Origin of the sequence: Curtobacterium sp. BH-2-1-1, from assembly GCF_001806325.1 — a bacterium.
Classification (GTDB): domain Bacteria; phylum Actinomycetota; class Actinomycetes; order Actinomycetales; family Microbacteriaceae; genus Curtobacterium.
The window spans coordinates 3,156,890-3,176,152 of sequence record NZ_CP017580.1 but is presented as its reverse complement, the minus strand read 5'-3'; the positions used below and the strand labels follow the sequence as shown (position 1 = coordinate 3,176,152).

16 protein-coding genes are annotated in these 19,263 nt (G+C 64.8%); 8 read left to right on the top strand and 8 right to left on the bottom strand.

All coding sequences use genetic code 11. From position 1 onward, the window contains the following. Positions 1-31: 31 nt before the first annotated feature. Positions 32-1,540 (top strand): PTS transporter subunit EIIC, encoded by a 1,509-nt coding sequence (locus BJK06_RS15060; protein ID WP_070418561.1) that lies wholly within the window; start codon positions 32-34, stop codon positions 1,538-1,540. Between the two features lie 229 nt (positions 1,541-1,769). Here BJK06_RS15060 and BJK06_RS18340 read toward each other — a convergent pair whose 3' ends face one another. Then, a complete protein-coding gene (locus BJK06_RS18340; RefSeq protein ID WP_083295306.1) occupies positions 1,770-2,873 on the bottom strand; it encodes a DNA cytosine methyltransferase in 1,104 nt (367 codons plus the stop codon). 1,093 nt (positions 2,874-3,966) lie between these two features. On the opposite strand from BJK06_RS18340, the gene BJK06_RS18705 reads away from it, so the two are divergent. From BJK06_RS18705 to BJK06_RS15040, 6 genes are all read left to right on the top strand, one after another. Next, the gene (locus tag BJK06_RS18705) at positions 3,967-5,277 is read left to right on the top strand and encodes a hypothetical protein (protein WP_156794878.1); all 1,311 of its coding nucleotides are present in this window, start codon (positions 3,967-3,969) and stop codon (positions 5,275-5,277) included. Beyond that, the gene (locus BJK06_RS18335) at positions 5,274-7,148 is read left to right on the top strand and encodes a DEAD/DEAH box helicase (RefSeq protein WP_083295305.1); all 1,875 of its coding nucleotides are present in this window, start codon (positions 5,274-5,276) and stop codon (positions 7,146-7,148) included. The genes BJK06_RS18705 and BJK06_RS18335 overlap by 4 nt, the downstream gene beginning before the upstream one ends. Positions 7,149-7,176: 28 nt before the next feature. After that, on the top strand, positions 7,177-8,094 hold the full coding sequence (locus BJK06_RS18330) for a DUF3883 domain-containing protein (RefSeq protein ID WP_181015103.1): 918 nt from the start codon (positions 7,177-7,179) through the stop codon (positions 8,092-8,094). Positions 8,095-8,315: 221 nt separating this feature from the next. Next, positions 8,316-9,164 carry a hypothetical protein gene (locus BJK06_RS18700; protein ID WP_156794877.1) on the top strand — a complete coding sequence of 283 codons (849 nt, stop codon included), beginning with the start codon at positions 8,316-8,318 and terminating at the stop codon, positions 9,162-9,164. Between the two features lie 380 nt (positions 9,165-9,544). Further along, complete coding sequence (locus BJK06_RS18325) at positions 9,545-10,549, top strand: TIR domain-containing protein (protein WP_181015102.1); 1,005 nt, start codon at positions 9,545-9,547, stop codon at positions 10,547-10,549. Positions 10,550-10,630: 81 nt separating this feature from the next. Then, complete coding sequence (locus BJK06_RS15040) at positions 10,631-12,286, top strand: UvrD-helicase domain-containing protein (RefSeq protein ID WP_070418558.1); 1,656 nt, start codon at positions 10,631-10,633, stop codon at positions 12,284-12,286. Between the two features lie 13 nt (positions 12,287-12,299). On the opposite strand, the gene BJK06_RS15035 is transcribed toward BJK06_RS15040, so the two are convergent. The 7 genes from BJK06_RS15035 to BJK06_RS15005 form a co-directional block, all read right to left on the bottom strand. Continuing rightward, on the bottom strand, positions 12,300-12,728 hold the full coding sequence (locus BJK06_RS15035; protein WP_156794876.1) for a hypothetical protein: 429 nt from the start codon (positions 12,726-12,728) through the stop codon (positions 12,300-12,302). Between the two features lie 81 nt (positions 12,729-12,809). Beyond that, the gene (locus tag BJK06_RS15030) at positions 12,810-13,307 is read right to left on the bottom strand and encodes a hypothetical protein (RefSeq protein ID WP_070418556.1); all 498 of its coding nucleotides are present in this window, start codon (positions 13,305-13,307) and stop codon (positions 12,810-12,812) included. Continuing rightward, positions 13,304-13,954, bottom strand: a complete 651-nt coding sequence (locus BJK06_RS15025; protein ID WP_070418555.1) for an ABC transporter ATP-binding protein — start codon at positions 13,952-13,954, stop codon at positions 13,304-13,306. Before BJK06_RS15025 ends, BJK06_RS15030 begins: the two co-directional genes overlap by 4 nt. After that, entirely contained in the window at positions 13,951-15,957 is a 2,007-nt protein-coding gene (locus tag BJK06_RS18875; protein ID WP_181015101.1) for a hypothetical protein, read from the bottom strand. The genes BJK06_RS15025 and BJK06_RS18875 overlap by 4 nt, the downstream gene beginning before the upstream one ends. Further along, entirely contained in the window at positions 15,852-16,073 is a 222-nt protein-coding gene (locus tag BJK06_RS18870; RefSeq protein ID WP_181015100.1) for a lactococcin 972 family bacteriocin, read from the bottom strand. The genes BJK06_RS18875 and BJK06_RS18870 overlap by 106 nt, the downstream gene beginning before the upstream one ends. Positions 16,074-16,322: 249 nt before the next feature. Next, positions 16,323-17,255: an NADP-dependent oxidoreductase gene (locus BJK06_RS15010; protein WP_070418552.1), complete on the bottom strand. Its 933-nt coding sequence runs from the start codon at positions 17,253-17,255 to the stop codon at positions 16,323-16,325. A 132-nt stretch (positions 17,256-17,387) separates the two neighbouring features. Beyond that, positions 17,388-18,344, bottom strand: coding sequence for an AraC family transcriptional regulator N-terminal domain-containing protein (locus BJK06_RS15005; protein WP_070418551.1), 957 nt, complete (start codon positions 18,342-18,344; stop codon positions 17,388-17,390). A 133-nt stretch (positions 18,345-18,477) separates the two neighbouring features. Here BJK06_RS15005 and BJK06_RS15000 point away from each other — a divergent pair, with 133 nt between their 5' ends. Then, positions 18,478-19,251, top strand: a complete 774-nt coding sequence (locus tag BJK06_RS15000; RefSeq protein WP_070418550.1) for an SDR family NAD(P)-dependent oxidoreductase — start codon at positions 18,478-18,480, stop codon at positions 19,249-19,251. Positions 19,252-19,263: the final 12 nt, after the last annotated feature.

Sequence of the window (19,263 nt, the reverse complement as noted above, 5' to 3'; positions counted from 1 at the left end):
TCGTCCTTCCTTCCCCCGAGGAGCACCATCAATGACCGATGCACAGCAACTCGCACAACAGATCCTCGACACCGTCGGCGGGTCCTCGAACATCGCCGACGTGGAGAACTGCATGACCCGGCTGCGGGTCGAGGTGGCTTCTCCTTCCTCTGTGGATCTGCCCGCTCTCCAGGCCACCGAGGGCGTCATGGCCGCCATCGCGGCCGGCTCGAACCTGCAGATCGTGCTCGGGCCGGGGTTGGTGGACCGGGTGGCTGATTCGCTCGAGTCCTTGCGTGATGCTCCTGTTCCGGGTGCGTCCTCGGCTTCGGTGTCGCCCGAGGAGCTGGCGGCGCGGGGCGCGTCGATCAAGGCATCCGCCCGTGCCCGTTCCGACGGCCGCACCATGCGTGCCATCCGTCGCATCTCGGCCATCTTCATCCCGCTCATCCCCGCGCTGATCGCCTGTGGGCTCATCGCCGGGATCAACGGCATCCTGACGAACCTCGGGTGGCTGCCCGGGGCGACGCCGTTCCTCGGCGTGCTGTCCTCCGGGTTCCTGTCCCTGCTCGCCGTGTTCGTCGGGATGAACGCCGCGAAGGAGTTCGGCGGGACGCCCATCCTCGGTGGTGCCGTCGGCGGCATCATCGTCGCGGCCGGGGTCGCGAACGTCACCGTGTTCGGTGAGACCCTGGCGCCCGGGCAGGGCGGTGTGCTCGGAGCGCTGGCGGGCGGCATCCTCGCGGCCTACGTCGAGCGCTTCATGCGGAAGGTCACGCCCGACGTCATCGCGCTCATCGTCGTGCCGACCGTCACCATCCTCGTCGCCGGCTCCGTGACGCTCGGCATCCTGATGTCCGTCGCCGGCGTCGTCTCGGTCGCCATCGGTACGGCTGCCACGTGGCTGCTCGCGAACGGCGGGGCCTTCGCCGGGTTCATCCTCGGCGGGCTCTTCCTGCCGCTCGTCATGACCGGGATGCACCAGGGGCTCATCCCGATCCACGCCACGCTCATCGAGCAGACCGGGTGGACCGTGCTGCTGCCCGTGCTGGCGATGGGCGGTGCCGGGCAGATCGGTGCGTGCATCGCACTGTGGGTGCGGTTCCGGTCGAACGCCCCGCTCGTGCGGACGATCCGCGGGGCGCTGCCGGCAGGGTTCCTCGGGGTCGGCGAGCCGCTGATCTACGGTGTGACGCTCCCCCTCGGGCGGCCGTTCATCACGGCGTGCATCGGTGGGGCGTTCGGTGGCGGGGTCGTCGGGCTGTTCGACCAGCTCGGGCACTCCGTGGGGGCGATCGCCATCGGGGCGTCGGATCTGTCGCTCATCCCGCTGTTGAACGGGTCCTCCGGCTACGGCTGGGCGTTGCTCGGGTACGGGTCGGGGCTCGTGGTGGCGTACGTCGTGGGGTTCGTGGCGACGATGTTCTTTGGCGTGTCGGCGTCGGTGCGGGCTGATCTCGAGGCGCAGGCGGCGACGTCGACCGATGACACCGTGGCCCTGCGAGCATCTCTCGATGTTGCCTTTATGCCGCCTGGACGGACGGGAACGAATCTACGCTGATCCGCTGTTCCGCCGCACCGTCGTGTCCCGAGGACCGACTCACGTAATCACCTCCGTTCCCGGGCCGGGCAACAATCGGACCGGAATCGGAGCGACGGCGCTCGCGGAAGCGAGAAGGTACTGCGGAAGCCGCGACGCCGATGGGGAGCAAGCTCGACCGCAGCTCCGCTCGCCCGCACCGGTTCTCCAGTGAGGAACACGACAGTCGGCCGGCTAAGCCGGATACCATTCAATTACTAGTCATCAAGGGACGGAGATAGTTTTCAGCTAGCCAGCGAACCACCGGGACCGCAACCGCATCGCCAAACGCGAACAATGCCTGATTAACTCGCGCATCACCCAAGTTGAACTCCGAGGCCCCCATGAGAGCGGCGCATTCCTTCGGAGTCATCCAACGAACTCTCATCCTTCCGCGGCCGAGCTCAACGACCGCCTGCTTCGAAGACCCCCCACGCGCCGTCCGAAGGCACCCAGCGATGTCGTCAGGTCGCATCTCCCAGGTTGCAACACCACCGCGTGTCCTCCTATACGCCGTACGATAAACCACTTCTTCACGCTGGCGCAGAAGAATCATCCGTTCAAGTTGAATCGCAGATAGCGAGTCCTCGAATGCCGAGATGCGTTCCTGGTTCCACCAATCGACCACAGCACCCGCCGAAGAGCTCACTAGTTCGGAAAAGCCGGTAGATAGCAAGTCGGGGACAGTCGGAAGTGGCATCCTATGCGTACGCAGAGTAGGGTCAGCGTATATCCAATTCAACCAGCTCGGCCGGAGGACCGATTCTCCTTCTTCAACACAAACGGGCACCGATACTGAACCAACTATAAACAGGCGCGGTCGCGAATGGGGCAAGAACCTTCTAGCGTCGATCATAAGGACGTCAACGGAATACCCAAGGTTGTTGAAAGCGCGGATAGCAGCGGCAATGTCATCACCGCCATGGGAAGTCCCGAGACCGACAACATTCTCGAGAACTACCATTCCAGGACGATCAACGCCCAAGTCGGTTAATACGCGAATGAATTGCCAAAACGCGTTTGACTCCCCGGATGACAAGCCTCCCCGCGAACCTGCCAAGGAAAGATCGGTACACGGCGAAGAACTCCAAGCAAGTGCCGTGTTTTTCGGCAATGAAGCCGCGGCAACCTTACCGACATCACCTAAATGAAAGTGGCCCGCTCCAAACTGCCGCTCATACATCTGACGTTTGGCAGGCTCATAATCATTCGCCCATGAAACACCGATCCCTGCTTGCTGAAGCCCAATGCGCGCAAGCCCAATGCCGGCGAAAAACTCAAGCGCTTGCGGGGAGTTCTCCTGATCTGACGCCACCCAACCACCCTACGCCACGCCGCCGACGCGCTACGCCAACAAACGGCGGGTCGCAGTGCCCCTCCGCTCTAGCATCCACCCTCCGCCCGGAGCTACACGGAGTTGAAGCACTTCGCGCGCCTTGCGCGCGAAGCATCCGTCCGCAAGTATGGTCATCGAGGTAATCAAGCCTGCACGCATCACTCGACTTGTGCCCAGCTTGGGGGACACATGGCATCAAGGTACCGGGAAGTGACCGAATGACCGAAGCTGCGGAAGCCGCACCGTGCAGGCATGCATCAGATGTACCCGCCTCAGTAGTGGACAGAGTCGCCGAGCTCGTGCAGACGTTGGCTACAGATCAAGAGACTCTCGCGCGAGCGGGCCTGTCGTCCGACGAATACGCTCGGGCACTTCCTGCAGCGATTGAAACCCTACGAGGCCGAACGAGCGCAGATAATGGCCGCCGCAGAAATTTCTTGGCAAGCATCTTTTATGAACTGCAGCGCCGGGGACTCATAGATTCGTTCACAATCCCCCAGTACGGGAATGATACGGTCTACCGCCTGGAGGTTCCTCAGCTTGGAAGCGTGGCGATCATCCAAAAGGGTTGTCCTGACGGCGTACACAGCAGTGTTCTCTGGCAGGAGCCCTCGTGGGCAATTGAGACCTACCTCTGGTGGCTTTGCTCAAGCAAAAAAGCACATCCCGGAGAACACGTTGCTCGTGGAGTGAGTCGTTTACGCCGCCGGTTTTTTAGCGATTCTCCGGGCACCCTGTCGGGCGTGGTATTCCACAATGATCTTTGTGGCACTCAAGAGCGCCTTTGCCCAAAACAGGCCCAAGCGATCGATATCGATGGTCAAATGGTTCCTCCCCCGTGCGTCTGGGCCATGCCCACGTCGAGGAAAGCAGAATCCGCATCCTGGAACTGGGAGCGCAATGCGAGACCAAACTTCCCACGCGTGCTCCTAGCGGCCTTCTCTATTGAGGCGACATCGACACCCTCATTCACCAGCCAGATAGGCTTCCGTCAACGAAGCGACGGAACTATAAGCACCGTCATTTCAAACAACGCCGGCCCGGCCCTATCCAGTACACATCGGACCTGAAATTGATAAACGCATATCTCGACGGACAACGATTTGACTTCCTGCAGGCACGGGTGCGGGTCGGGGACGCAGAACTCCCCGCCTGGCCGAGGGCTCAGAAGAGGCTCGATGTTGTAGAACTCGACGTCGAATGGGTTAGGTTCTCGACTCTTAACCATCGGACTAGAGCCGAGCAACGGGCTCGCGTCGCAAGGATCGACGAGGACCTGTTCGGAACAGATCCCCTTGGCCCCGTAGCTCAAGAAGCCCAATTCGAAATCCTCTCAACGCAAGACGGTTTCCAAGAACTGAAATCCGACCTTGCGGCCCGTGGCCAGCAAGAACCCGCCGTAATCACTGCTGACGGTATCCTGATTAATGGGAATCGTCGAGCTGCAGCTCTTCGAAGCCTCTTCCTCCAGGATAACCATCTTCCTGCAAAGTATGTGAAATGCCTATTGCTGCCCAGTGACGCAACAAACGATGAGCTCGTCGACCTCGAGACCGAGCTCCAGATTGCCAGGGATTTCAAGCAGGGGTACGGATGGATCAACGAGGCTCTTCTCATCGAGGAGCTTTATGAACGCGAAAATCGAGATTTCGCACGAGTAGCAAATCGAATGCATCGCGAGTTGAACGATGTGCGGACCCAATATGAGAAGCTTCAACAAGTTCATCAGCTCGTTGCAATCTCTGGTGGCTCGAAACAGCTGCTTGAATTCAATGAGAATGAGTCCGCTTTTGACGAGCTAACAAAACATATTCGTGGTAAGCAGAATGCCGAGGCCGAGGCCGTCCGATCCGTATACTTCCTCGGAACACTCGCAAATGTTCAGTATCGGCGCCTGCGACACCTGCGTCGTGCGGACGCAGAGTCCTTAGTGGAAAACGAACTGAGCCGGACTCCGGAAATCGCAGCGTTGATGGTCGATGATGCCGCCGACGAGACCATAGGAACTGACCCCCTCGACGATGTTCTTGGCGAATCACAAGCGCCTCGACCAATCGAGACGATGCTCCGCACGCTCGCAACTCGCTCATCGGAGGACGTAATCTCCCTTCCTACCGGGGAAACTATCGAGGTGCGACAGCTACTGGAAACGGTCCGGGGGGCAGTCGATGCTGCTGCCGCCGAAGCCGAGGAAGACGCGCGCGATCAACGCACCCAGATGGACCCCATCGCGCGGGCGGACAAAGCTATTACAGAATTTGAACGAGCGTTGTCAGCGCTTCGGAGGGCCCGCGCATTCGAAGGTTTTGACGAGCCAGCGATGGAGCAACGAGTTAGCACTTTGAAAAAACTGATAGCTTCCTACTACACTGGCAAAGAATGATCAGCTTCAGTCTACTCAACGGATCGCGCCCCATCGTTGCAGTGAGACAACGCGAACACGCGAACAGGGGTGCGTGGGCGCATCTCCAATCCGAACTCTCCCGCGGCGTCGTGGCTGGCGATAGTCTGAATATGGAGGTCCTTGCTGAGGTCTTCTTCGACAGACTGGCGGGTGTACGTGATGCTAAGCGCCTTTACAAGGAAGAGCTCGAGTTTGATGACCAGCTCGCGATTCATCTGCGACGACTGTCTATTGATCGTCGGGCGCGAGAAGCCGTTGGGCAGGGGGCGATCAAGGAGAACGTCGAAAGCCTCACGCTTGAGCTTGAGGCAGCAGGGTTCAGGCGGAAGCTGAAATCCTTCCAACTGGACAACCTCGCGAAGCTTCTTTCCCTTCCTCACGGGGCGGATTTTTCTGTGCCCGGAGCCGGTAAGACCACAGTGGCTCTCGCGAATTTCGCTATTCAGCGGGCTCGCGGAACAGTCGCTAAGCTCCTCGTTATCGGGCCACTATCTTCTTTTGAGGCTTGGCGAATGGATAGTGCTGACTCAATGTTCCCTGCGCCAAAAATCGAGATTCACCAGGGCACCTCCGGAATCATCCCTGTCGACACCGATCTACTTCTGAGCAACTACAATCGGGTAGCTTCCGACTACGAGAGAATTAGAAGTTTCGTCGGCTCGACTCGCACTCAAGTTATCCTCGACGAAGCACACCGGATCAAGCGAGGGTCTAGCGGTGTCCACGGCCGCGCCGTCATAGACCTTGCCTATACCGCTCATCGTCGGGATGTTCTGACGGGAACTCCGGCGCCACAAGGCGCATCTGACTTGATCGCTCCGATTCGGTTCTTGTATCCCGGACAGGATCATCAGATTCTCCCGCCTGCGGCCTACGAAGAAGCGAGGTCGCGAGACGAAGATGTGGTTCGCGACACTAGCATGGCCGTTCGTCAATTCTTCGTACGCACGACCAAAGCGGCACTGGAAATCCCTGATCCAGAATGGCACGTCGAACGTCGTGATCCGGGGCCGATTCAGGCAGCGATTTACGCATCCCTGCTCGGTGAGTACCGGGGGAGCTTCCAGCTAGAGCGACAGTCCGAGCGAGACTTACGTCGACTTGGCCGAATAACCATGTATCTACTCGAGGCGGCCACCAACCCTTCACTTCTGACAGCAGGGTCGGACGAGGCAGACGAGAGCGGCGTGTCTCACGGCCCGCTCGAGCTGGCGGGAAACGAGTCCCTCAAACAGCTACTTGCGAGTTACGCTCGGTATGAGTTGCCGTGGAAGTACGAGTACGTTCTCAATGAAGTGCGCCAAGCCGCTCGTGATGGAAGGAAGGTGCTTGTTTGGTCCGCTTTTGTACGCAATATCCGCCTTCTGCAGCAACTTCTAGCAGAATACAATCCCGCAATCGTCCACGGCGGCGTTCCGACGAGAGAAGGCGCTCAAAGTGGTGAGCAGAACCGAGACGACGAGCTCGAGCGATTCCGGTTCGACGATTCTTGCTCGGTTCTATTAGCGAATCCCGCGGCGGCCGGCGAGGGAATAAGCTTGCATCATTGGTGCCATTACGCAATCTACCTGGATCGCACCTTCAATGCAGGGCAATTCCTTCAAAGCCAGGATCGAATCCATCGCTTAGGCTTGGCGTCTTCGACGACCACGAATTTCACCGTCCTAGTGTCTAAAGGTACGATTGACGAGGTTGTATCTGAGCGCATGACAGAAAAGGTGAAGGCCCTTAGTGTACTGATGAACGACGACGGGCTCGTCCAGGTGGCGCTTCCGGATGAAAGCACCTACAATCTGCCTGCCGAGCTCGACGACAGGTCTGCTGTGTCCCAACACATCATGGCGGTCTAAGCTAGTGCTGCCGACACACGGCGCCACGATGAGTGCGTTTCTGCTTCTGTCGTCTCTGCGCTATTCCAGGATCATCGACAGGGCCGACTGGGTTCGGCGCGCGAGTGAAGCCAGTGCTTTCCTCTCCAGCGCAATTAGTCATCACCCTGTCGCCATGCACCTGTTGAGAAGTAATCTTGTGATGGAAGCTGGGGAGTTTATCCCCAGCTCAAAGCTTGCTTCTGTTGGCAAGCGGGCAGACAAAGGCACCCTGCTACAACTCGCTGCCATTCTGATTGAAGCAGAACCACCTAGTTGGTTGTGGGCGGCTGTACGGGGCGTGACTGTGAGTCGCGAGCTAATTCCCCATGCAGACCTCCGACAGCTATCCTGGATGGAGCCGCATCTCGATCTGATTCTGATTGGCGCTTATCGCCGGCTTCAAACCGAAGGAGATCGCGCGCGGGAGCTAGGGATTGGGCGCGCTGCGGAGTTGGTCGCAATGGAAGCCCTCCGGATTGAGCATCGTATGCCTACGCTGGTCGCCGATTCAGCTGGTTTTGCTGGATACGATATTGCATGCGACCAAGGCGACACCCGCTTTTGGGAGATCAAGGGGTGCACTTCTAAGACTCGCGGAGAGTTTCACTTGTCACGTAACGAATACGACGTTGCGTGCCATAATCACGATGAGTGGAAGCTTCTCCAGGTGGAGTTTCGATCCTCAATTCTAATGTCGGACACAATCACCGGCGCCGATGTCGCCGGTCTTTGGGTGTTGATGGCCGTCGATATCGAACGAATCGCTCCCAAGGAGGCGGGGATGTTCCGATGGGAAGAGAGCGCACGTTTTCACCCACCGACCGCCTGCTGGAGGCCTTGGCTACCGGGCACCGAAATGCGGGTCACGCTTCCCGCCCTGACTTATTTAGCCGCCGAGGCGACGTCAATTCGCGAGTCGCAGTGACGTCCCGGCTCATAACGTCAGCTGAGCGCCGACCGATGGATTCAACCGTCTTCTCACTGCGGCTGCTTAACACTGTTTCCATGGACTCGACGGGAGTTATCGCTCCTGATCCGTCGCACGCGGAACCGTAAGCGAAGGTGGAGCGGTCCTGCGGTCAAGCGGAGCCCAAAGCCACAGGTGTCGAGATCCTGTGCCCATGCGCTGCTCAACCGGAGGTGGCAGTGAACATCTCTCTGAACAACCCAGTGCGCTACAGAATCTGGATCGCCGTCAGCCCGAGTCAGGGCGGCAGTGACATGCGTCTCGTTAAAAGGAACAATTCGGATCGAGAGTGCGTTGTAAACTCTCCGCGCCGTCCCCTGGCCGGGATTGAACGATCCCGAGCGGAATACCTGGTCGACTTCGGGCGGGATGACGACCGGCTCGCGCATGAGGCTCAGCAGGACTTCCACGCTTTCGCGCTTTCTCCGCTCGCCCGGAGTCTGCAACGGGAGGAGTTGCCACGCGACCAGCTCTGCCATGAGCAGTCGCGCATCATCAGTCGCATCCACGAACTGCTCGCGGAGCTTGTCGATGAAGGCTTCACCCGCGACTTCCTCGCGATTGACGAAGCAACGGATGAGCTCGGCACTGACGTCCGCTCGACAGATTCCAGCCGACGAGACCACGCTCTCGGAATCGTTCGGACGCTTCGCGGACCCGCTCCGCGCCTGAGTCCGGTGGAAGGATCGCGACACCAAGTCGAGCTGCGCGATCGGCCATCAGCGTCTTTGTCGTCGCACGCGTGGATCGAGCGGCTTCCTTCCGGAACTCCGTCGGATCGGGATCCTGCTACTGCGCGACGGCTCGTCCCTGTGATCTTCCAGCGGCCGTCACCGGCCTTCTGCAGTAGGCCCGCGCGGCCGAGCATCGAGGTGCCGAACCAGAAAGCGTTCCGTCCACGGGGCTCAGGCCGTGACGCGACGAATGTCGCCTCGGCGCCGGTCGGGGATGTCAGCGACGACGGCTTCCCACAGGGCTCGCCGACGAAACGGCTCGGGGTGCTCGACGAGGAAGCGCAGCCCCGTTAGCAGTCGCTCGTCCTGCAGTTGTTGGACTGACACGGGATGCTCCTGATCTGCGGACCTTCGGGAGGGGTCCTCACGTTCCAGATGCTAGGGCATCACGGTAATTTCCCGACCGGCGCGCGGCGACGCCTCTCCGCCGCAGATTCGTGCGCCATGCCGCAACTCCCCCGAACAGGAGATGAATGAGATCCGTACCGCTCTCGTACACTTCCCGAGGAACTCTCGTCCACTTCCCGAGGAACGAGAGCAGGTGTCGAACCACGCCGCCGAGCAGCGCGCGGCTCGCTCCGAGATCACGGAACGCACCGCGACAGTCCTCCAAAGGCCGCGCATGCACACCTGCTCATATGCGATCGCTAGCGGCCACCTCATATACTCTGAGCATGGCTCGTGTGGACCCCCTGCAGAACGCTATTGCTGCTTACGCGGCCGACAACTGGAACGACTCGAACTGGCGTGCGCTAGGTCGCGAGACCGGGACAAGCGATATCATCAGCCGTCACCCGCGGCTGTACCGCTCCCTGGGCTTCGGGGATGACGACTACCCGGATGCTGCGATCGAGGTGGTCGGCCAGCTTTTCGCCTCCGAAGCTGTGGAAGACGAGTCAGGCGAAGCGGGCCGAATGGAACTCTTCGCCGATTCCATGCCGGACTTAGTGACGTGGGTGCAGGAGCACGCGCCGACCCGGACCAGGAAGCTCTTCAAGGACTACCTGCAATCGCGGGATCAATCGGAAATCCCCGCTGCTTGGCGGGACACCTCCGCCTTCGACGAGGAAGACGAGGAGTGGGAAGCCCGGGCACGTTTTGCTCAGTGGCGTGACCGGGATCCGAGGCCTGACCCGGTGCTGCCATGGGTCGTAACCGAGTCGACTCCGTCGGCAAACCCCTCGCCCGCGGCCGAGTCGACTCCCTTAGAAACCCTCTCGCCTGCAGATGCGGCTGAGCAGCCAGATTCGATCTTCATCGTTCACGGCCACGACGATGCAGCGCTGAACTCGATCCGAATCTTCGTTCATAAGCACACGGGCATCATGCCTACTTCGCTTGCGGAGGAAGCCGGCCGCGGGCAGACGATCATCGAGAAGTTCGAGACCTACGGAGACGCCACTTCTTTCGTGATCGTTCTGCTCACGCCTGACGATGTGGGTCAAACCATCGGGAATCACCAAGCGGGTACCGAACCGAATCCGCGTGCACGTCAGAACGTAGTCCTCGAACTGGGCTACTTCATCGGCAAGATCGGCCGCAAGAACGTCGTCGTGGTCGATGCTGATGTGGAGCGGCCCTCCGACTTGGCTGGGCTCAGCTACGTCGAGTACCCGGGCCTGAACTGGAAAGATGCGCTCCGCACTGAACTGGTCGCTGCTGGTCTGATTCAAGGGTGACCCAAGTGCCCGCCTCGCCGACCTATTGGTCTCGCGCCGGGCGAGGTCCACGCCGTCGCAGCCCTCGCCGGACAGAAGCGCATGCACGCCCGCATAGCGTCCGTCGACGTCATCGGCGCGCACGACCTCGTCGGCCACATCACGAAGCGCGGCGCCCGGCTCTCGGCATCACGCGTCGACGAGGTCCTCGCCGCGATGCTCACCCACTTCCCCGTGATCGGCGAGGAGGCAGCGACCCCGCCGCAGATCGTCGTCCCTGCTGCCGTCCTCCCCCGCGAACCCGACCCAACGATCATCACCCTCGACGACGAGCTTACGGACCAGCTCCTCGACGGCGTCCTCGAAGCGCCCATCGAGGACTGGATGGCCTTCCTCGACCCCGCCCAAGCGAAGCTCGTCCGCCGCAGCTTCAACGGCCCGGCACGCATCCGCGGCGCCGCCGGCACAGGCAAGACCGTCGTCGGCCTCCACCGCGCCGCCTACCTTGCACGCTCGACCGGCGGCCGCGTCCTCTTCACCACCTACATCAAGACGTTGCCGCGAGTCCTCGAGTCACTCCTCGAGCGCCTCGCGCCCGACATGGTCGGTCGCGTCGACTTCATGGGCGTCCACGCGTTCGCCACGCGCCTGCTGAAGGAACGCGGGATCGCGTTCCGCACGCCCGGACGGGAGGCGCGACTCGCGTTCGACGACGCCTGGAACGCGATCCGCGCCTCCAGTCCACTGCGGTCCTCGCGTTTCTCGCGCTCCTACTGGGAGGACGAGATCAAGCACGTCATCAAGGGGCGCGGCCTGACGCGCTTCGACGAGTACGCCGACCTGGCGCGCGTCGGGCGCAAGCACGCGCTGCCCGTGGAGACGCGGCAGGCGGTGTGGGACCTCTACGAGGCGTACTCGCGCGGCCTGCGCGAGCGGCGCGCGCACGACTGGGAGGACATCGTCCTGCTCGCGCGCGATGCAGTCGCGGCGGTGCCGCTCGAGCGGTACGACGCGGTGATCGTCGACGAGGCGCAGGACCTGTCGTGCGCGATGGTCTCGCTTATGCACCACCTCGTCGGGGACCGAGCCGACGGGCTGACGCTCATCGGGGACGGCCAGCAGACGATCTACCCGGGCGGCTACACGCTCGGCGAGGTCGGCATCAGCCTCTCCGGACGCGGTGTCGTGCTCGACGTGAACCACCGCAACACGGCGGCGATCCTCGAGTTCGCGAAGGAGATGGTGGCGGACGACCAGTTCGTCGACATCGAGGGCGTGGACGGTGTCGGCGATGCAGTGTCCGACGTCTCGCGCTCCGGTCCCACGCCGGCGTTCCACCGGTTCTCGAGCCGGGCCGAGCACGACCGCTCGATGATCGCGCGGCTGAGCGAGGTGCTCCGGCTGATCGGGACGGGGCACGGTGACGTGGGGATCCTCACCGCGACGAAGCGGCACGCGGACGACGTCCGGGGCGTCCTGCGGGATGCCGGCATCCCCGTGATCATGCTCGACGAGTACTCCGGCAGGACGTCCGACGCCGTACGGGTCGGCACCGTGAAGCGGGCGAAGGGGCTCGAGTTCAAGCAGGTGCTGTTGGCGCACGTCGACCGTCGGCTGCTGGATCCGGTGACGGGTGAGCCGTCCGAGACGGATCGGGAGCGGCGAGAGCGCGGCCGGAGGGAGTTGTACGTGGGGATGACGCGGGCGCGGGACGGGCTGTGGGTCGGGGTCCGGAACGGGGCGGGGAGCGGTCGCTGAGCGCTTCGTGATCTCAGCCAGGCTCGTCCGGGCTGTCCAACGCCAGCATGCGACACGTCCCGGCCCTCGGACGCGATGCGTCGGACGAGCACTGCCGAGGGTTGGCGTGCTCGACGCGCCTCGCGAACTGCTCCGGCTCGAAGTGAATGCGCTCCCGTGCCCAGATGATGTCGTAGGTCCGCACACAGGAAAGCACGAACACCGCGATGTCGAAGGCCCACGACCGGAACGCCGAGAACGGTTGTAGGCGTCGATCAGCGCGGTCGACGAGGCGGCCCTTGACCTGAACGCGCTCGCCATCGTTCCACGAGAGGTCGTAGCCCTTCTCGGAGTTGGACGCGAGCCCGCCTCCGGACGCGCGGAATGCGATCCATCCGTCGAGGTCGCCGAGCGGCGAGTTCCATGTCCGAACGATTCCGCGTCGGAGGAGTTCGTCGACCACAGCCGCCGACGCGGCGAGCAACTGCCGGACGAACAGATCGGCTGGGGCGAACGGCCGACGGCCGACGGTTGACGGACGACGTCACGACTGCAACCGGACGGCGCTCCTCATGGCATCGATGGCCTCGACCACACGCAGAGCGGTCTCACGCCGAGGAAATGCCACCGTGACGCGTCGCCCGTCGTCCATGATGATCGCCACGCCGTGCGCACCGCCCACGGAGTAGAGCCGTCCGGGCCGAGTACGCTGGCGCCCCTTGATGCCGATACCCGCCCACGCCGCGCACGCGTCGACGTTCACCAGCGTCACCCCACGCACCGCGCGGAGCGGGAGTCGAGTCCACCAGAACGGCGCGAGCCCGAGAGTCACGTCGTGCTCGCTGACGGAGACGAACGCCGCGGTCCGCCTCGCTCCGCAGATGGCGACTCCCACGCCGCCGACCAGCAGCACGAGCACGACGATCGAGGTGCCGTCGAAGCCCGTCACGGCGGCTCCCGCCGTCGCCGCGACGACGATCGGTGCGCAGAAGGAGAGCACGGAGAACACGATGCTGCGCGGAGCCGGACTCCGGAACGTCACCGCGGGTCCAACTCGATTGCATCGCCCGCCCACTCCACGAGCTCCGCATCATGCGTCGCCACCACCACCGCACTCCCCGAGGCCCGAAGCACGTCGAGCCCCGCCCGCACCCGCGCCGCGCTCTCCCGATCCAGCGACGCCGTCGGCTCGTCCGCCAACACCACCCGCGGCCGCTGCACGAGCACACGAGCCACCGCGACCCGCTGCTGCTCACCACCACTGAGCAGTCCCGCCCTTGCTCTCCGTCGGTCCCCGAGCCCGACGGCCAGCAACGCGTGGCCGATCCGCGCGTCGAGCTCGGCCCGCCCGACGCCCGGCAGCTGGAGCACGCGCAGGTTCGCCTCGACCGTCCATTCGGGCACCACGGCGTGGTCCTGCACGACGCAACCGACGTCACTCCGACGAAGACGCCGTCGCACCCGCTCCGATGCGTCTGCGAGCGACATTCCCAGGACGACGGCGGATCCGCTGTACCCCCGGTCGATACCGGCGAGACAGTGGAGGAGGGTGCTCTTCCCCGAGCCCGAGGCGCCGCGCAGCGCGAGGGAACAGCCAGGTCCGACGTCAAACGCGACTCCGCCCCACAGCGTTCGCGGTCCGAGGCCGTACTCGAGCTCCGCGACGCGGACATACGGTTCAGGAGTCATCTGCCGATCCGATCTCGATGGGTGGTCACCCCGAGGACCACGGTGAGGACGCCGACCACTCCGAGGCCGGCTGTCAGTGCGTCGAGGCCAGCGGCGAGAAGCCCGTTCTCCTTCGCGGAGGTCACCGAAGCAGCGCAGGCGGAGACCAGTGCGCAGACGGCCACGAACGGGACGTGCGTCGCAGCCGATCGACGTCCTACCAGGCTTCGCAGCCGCAGCACTGGAGCGGTTCGCCGGCGGTGGTCTCCGACGAGTTGGACGGCGGCGAACAGGATCGAGGCCCCTCCCGCACATGCGGCACCGATCGCGATCATCGTGTCGATCTGCACGGTGGCACGTTCCCGTTCGATGGTCGCTCCGACGCGGTTGATCTGCGTGACCACGTCGATGGCCGACGTTTCGCGGAGGTCACTCACCAGCGCGTCCCGATCGGCGAACCGGACCTCGCCGTTGTGCACGGCCGTGCCGAAGCGGTTGGGCGCCAGATCGGAGAGGGTGTGCAGGACGATCACGGGGACGTCGTCGGAGCCGTCGTTCCGCGGCGCGAGCCACGTGACCCACCGATCCGCCGACTGCACGAGCGGTGCGGTGCTGGCGACGATCTCGACGTCGATCGGCGTTGCACGGGTCGGCTCGGTGTCGTCGACCTCCCAGCCGTCGGCGAACGCTTCAGCGACCGTCGCTCGGATCCGCGCCCGATCACTCGCGAGACGTTCGGGCACGAGGACGGTCACGCCGTCGCGTGCCGGCGACGTGCCGCCGTCCAGCAACGGATCCGTGGGAGCACCGGCGATCAGGAGCGAGTCCGGCGCGAAGTTCGTCATGGACATCCGCGCCGTGCCGTGCTCCAGCGCCCCAGCGCCGATCGTTCCGAGCGCAAGGTCCTGCTCCTCGCTCGCGAAGCCGACGCCGAGCGTGACGTCGTCACCTGCAGTCGCCTCCGCGGCGAGCGAAACATCGAGGACACGGGTCGTCTGGACCTGATCGAAGAGCGTGTGGCTGGTCGAAGTCAGAAGGACGACGAGCAGCACGCCGGCCGTCGAGACGATCGCGGTGTGCGCGGTGCCCCTGGCGATCAGCGTTCCGAAGCGCTCGGGAAGCACCGTCGAGCCTGCGCTGACGACGACCACGAAGGCTGCAAGGCTGATGATGAGCGCCGCCGTCACCGGAACGAGCAAGGCGATGAGCGCCGGGGACGCACCACGGATCGCGACGAAGGCCAAGAGGCCGCCCACGACCGGCACGGCACACGCGACGACGAGGACGACGCCGTCGAGCGCCTCACGCGATGCGATCCGGCGCCGCGACCAGCCGACGATCGATCGCGCGCGGTTGCGTGGCAGCCGTCGGCGCGACTCGGCGACGAGTGCGATGAGCAGACCGGCGATCGTCGCGAGTGTGACTGCGGCGATACCGGGGCGCAGAACCGTCGATGCGAGGACGGTCACCGGCTCGAGCGCGACGACCGAGTACTCGAATCCTGCCGCTCGCAGGGACTGCAAGAACGCGACGATGTCACTCGGTGTGCCGTCGATCGCGTAGGTCCAGAGGATCACCGCGTCCCCGACCTCGGCGCTCGAGTGCTGCGCCGTTCGTGTCCAGAAGGTCGACGGTGCGACGCCTCCGGACAACACGTAGGCGTCGAACTCCGCCGGCGCCCCGTTGCGCGCCGGTGTCACGAGCGCGAAGTCGACGTTGTGCGAGCGGGCAACGTCGCGGAGCTCGTTCACGTGCTCCGCCTTCGTCGGCCCGAACGGAACGTCGATCAGATCGATGGTCGTCCGGCCGCTGGTGAGTCCGAGGGCCTCGGCGTGCCCGACCGCGAAAACGGCCAGACCGGTCGCTAGGAGGACGGCGACCGTCACGGCAAGCACCGTGACGGTCGCGAAACTCCGGATCAGTGGATGTTCCAGTACGAGGTGTTCCCGAACGGCGCCTTGCCCTTGCTTGCCCAGGCGATCTTCCCCTTGGCGACCTTTCCTGAGCTGACGGTCGAGCCCCACGACCGCACCGCGGTGCTGTGCGTCACCTTGCGGTTGTCGTACGCGGAGAACACATCGGTGCTGTCCACCCCGTACGACCACGTGCCCCCACCGACGACCTCGGTCGCGCCGCGCACCGTTACCTCGTCCGCGGTCGCGCTCCCGCTCGTCGCGGCGCTACCGTCAACGGACGCGTGGGCGAGTCCCGTCATGGTCAGTGCGGGGAGCACCGCGACCGTTGCGAATGCGGTGGCGAGGCGCAACACGTGCTTGTTCATTGATCTGTTCTCCTTCGTTCGCCCGTGATCAGGCGGTCGTCAGGAGTGAAACAGAAGTCGGCGCGAATCTGAAATCCTGGATATCAACAATGCAACCTCCGCGACTCGTCACCACGTCAACACGAACCGCCCCCGCGTCCCACCCGCTTCCAGCCGCGAGTGCGCCTCCGCCGCCCGCGACGCCGGCACCACCTCCGCAACCCGCGGCGTCACCGTCCCACTCTCCACCGCATGCCGCAGCTGATCGAGCTTTTCGAACGACCGGTACTCCGCGAACACGGCGATCTGCTCGAACCGGATCCCGCGAGCCCCGTTGCCCTCCCACCCCCGCACGTCAAGGAACACTCCCCCGTCGCGCACGGCATCGACCACCGAGGTCCGCTGCACCGCAGCATCGGCGAGCGCATCGACCCCGTCCGGCACGAGCGCACGCACCGCAGCAGCGAACCCATCCCCACGCGCCACGATGTGCGACGGCCCGAGCGACCGGACCAGCGCTTCGTCCGCAGGAGCAGCATCCGCGATGACGGTGAGGCCAGCAGCGACCCCGAGCTGCACGACGTAGTTCCCGAGCAACCCCGCAGCCCCGGTCACGGCGAGCGTCTGCCCGGGAACGAGTCCCGCTCGCGAGAGGATCTGCAACGCCGTCAGCCCGTTCATCGGCACGGTGGACGCGAGCGGAAGCGACGTCCCCCGAGGGATCCGCGTGAACGACCCGACCGGCGCGACGAGCTCCTCGACGTACGCACCCCCGTGGGCGCTGAGCGGCAGCGCGATCGCCATGACCTCGTCGCCGACCTCCCACCCGGAGACGTCGGGCCCGACCTCGTCGATGACCCCGGCGGCGTCCATCCCCGGCACGTACGGCGCCGAGGCCTGCGAGCTGTCCCGCTGGCCGGCGCGCACACCGGTGTCGGTCGGGTTCACGGCGAACGCCTGCACCCGGATCCGCACGGACCCCGCACCGGCGTGCGGCTCCGGCACCTCGTGGACGGCAAGGGCCTCCGGCCCTCCGAACTGTTCGACTCCTACGACCTTCACCGTTCCGGTCTACCGGACGTCGCTCAGCCGTACCCAGCGAGCGAGCCGGTGGCGGTGGTCGGGACGCACCATCCGTCGGACTGGAGGCGCGAATCACCGCCGACCCGCGCCTCCAATCCGGCACTGGGCCGGCTACACGGCGGGGGCGAGCGCCAGCTGTTCGCGCGCCACCACGGCGTCGGCGGCCGGGGGCCGGCCGTACGCCTCGCGGTAGTCCCGCGAGAAGTGGGAGGCGCTGCGGTAGCCGACGGCGGCCGCGGCGCGGGTCGCGGTGTCGGCGTGCAGGACCATGCGGCGACGCGCTTCCCCGAGTCGGGTCCGCTTGAGGTACTGCGCGGGTGACATGCCGGTGGCCTGCTTGAAGCGGGCGAAGAGGGTGCTCTCGCTGACCCGGAGTACGCGGGCGAGGCGCTCCATCGTCCACGGTTCGTCCATCCGCCCGGTCAGGAGCGCGGTCGCCGCCGTGACCAGTCCGGCGTCGGCTCCGGCGCGGTCGAGCGCGGCGGCGATGCGTGGCGCCTGCGAGGTCTGCAGCAGGCGGAGGATGATCTCGCGCGAGACGAGGGGGAACAGGACGGGGATGTCCTCGGGGGCGTCGAGCAACGCGAGCAGGCGGCTGACGGCATCGGCGAGCGGGGCCGTCCACGTGCCGAGTCGCGGCAGGTCCGTGCGGCTCGTGCTGGAAATCGTGCTCGACATCGACGCCACGACCTCGCCGACGACGACCGGGTCGAGCTTCCAGACCGCCGAGACGAAGCCGTCGCTGCCTGCCGTGTCGAGCACCCCGGCGACCACGGGCAGGTCCACCGGCGTGATGATGAACCGCTCGCGACCCCAGACCTGGTCGTCGTCCCCGACGATCGAGCGCTTCCGGCCGCGGAGGACGACGGACAACGACGGCACGTACCGCCGGTCGAAGAGTCCGGTCGGCTCGTGGACGCGGGAGACGGTCAGGCCCAGTGCTTCGGCCCGCTGCACCGAGGCGGGACGGGCGACGGTGTCGACGGTGGACGCCCGGTCGAGCACGGCGGCGTGCCGCGAGGCCACTTCCACCGCGCGGTCGAGGTGCTGCGCCGTGCGATCATCCACGTGCCCACGCTACGCAGTTCTCCCGGCGTCGAGGAAGTCGTGTCCCCGGCGTCGAGGAACTCGTGCGGGATCCGGCAAGGTTCCCGCTGGATCCGGCAAGGTGCGGGGCTGCGCGGGGATCGAGCATCGATGCATGACCACTGCACTCCTTGACCAGACCACCGTCCGCACTGCCCTCGTGACCGGCGCCTCGAGCGGCATCGGTGAGGCAGTCGCCCGTGAGCTCGCGGCCGCCGGCATGACCGTCGCCGTGCACGGCCGCGACGCCGTCCGCACGCGTGCTGTCGCCGACGACATCGAGCGCCGGGGTGGCCGAGCCCTCCCGATCGTGGCGGACCTCTCCGCGGGTGCTCCCGACGTCCGGGCGTTCGCCGCCTCGGCCCGGGAGCTGCTCGGCGGTCACGTCGACGTCCTCGTGAACAACGCCGGCGTCTACCCCGGCGGTCCGACGGAGTCCCTGTCCGACGACACCGTCGACGCGCTGCTCACGACGAACGTCCGCGCACCGCACGTCCTCGTGGCTTCGCTCGCCCCGGGGATGGCCGCGCGCGGGTCCGGCGTCGTCGTGAACATCGGCTCGTGGATGGCCCGGGTCGGGGTGCCGTACATGGGCCTCTACCCGGCGACGAAGGCCGCGGTCGAGCAGCTGACCCGGGCGTGGGCGGCCGAGTACGGGCAGCGCGGAGTGCGGGTCGTGACGGTGGCGCCGGGTGCGACGGCCACGCCGGGGAACGCAGACTCGGCGGACGTGCTCGCGGCGATGACGCAGGGGACGCCCGCGGGGGTGCCGGTGCAGCCGGTCGACATCGCCCGCGCCGTCCGGTGGGTGGTGTCGGACGAGGCGGCGTTCGTGAACGGCGGGACGCTCGACGTCGACGGTGGGATCGCGTCCACGCGCCTGCGCTGAGGGCACATCGCT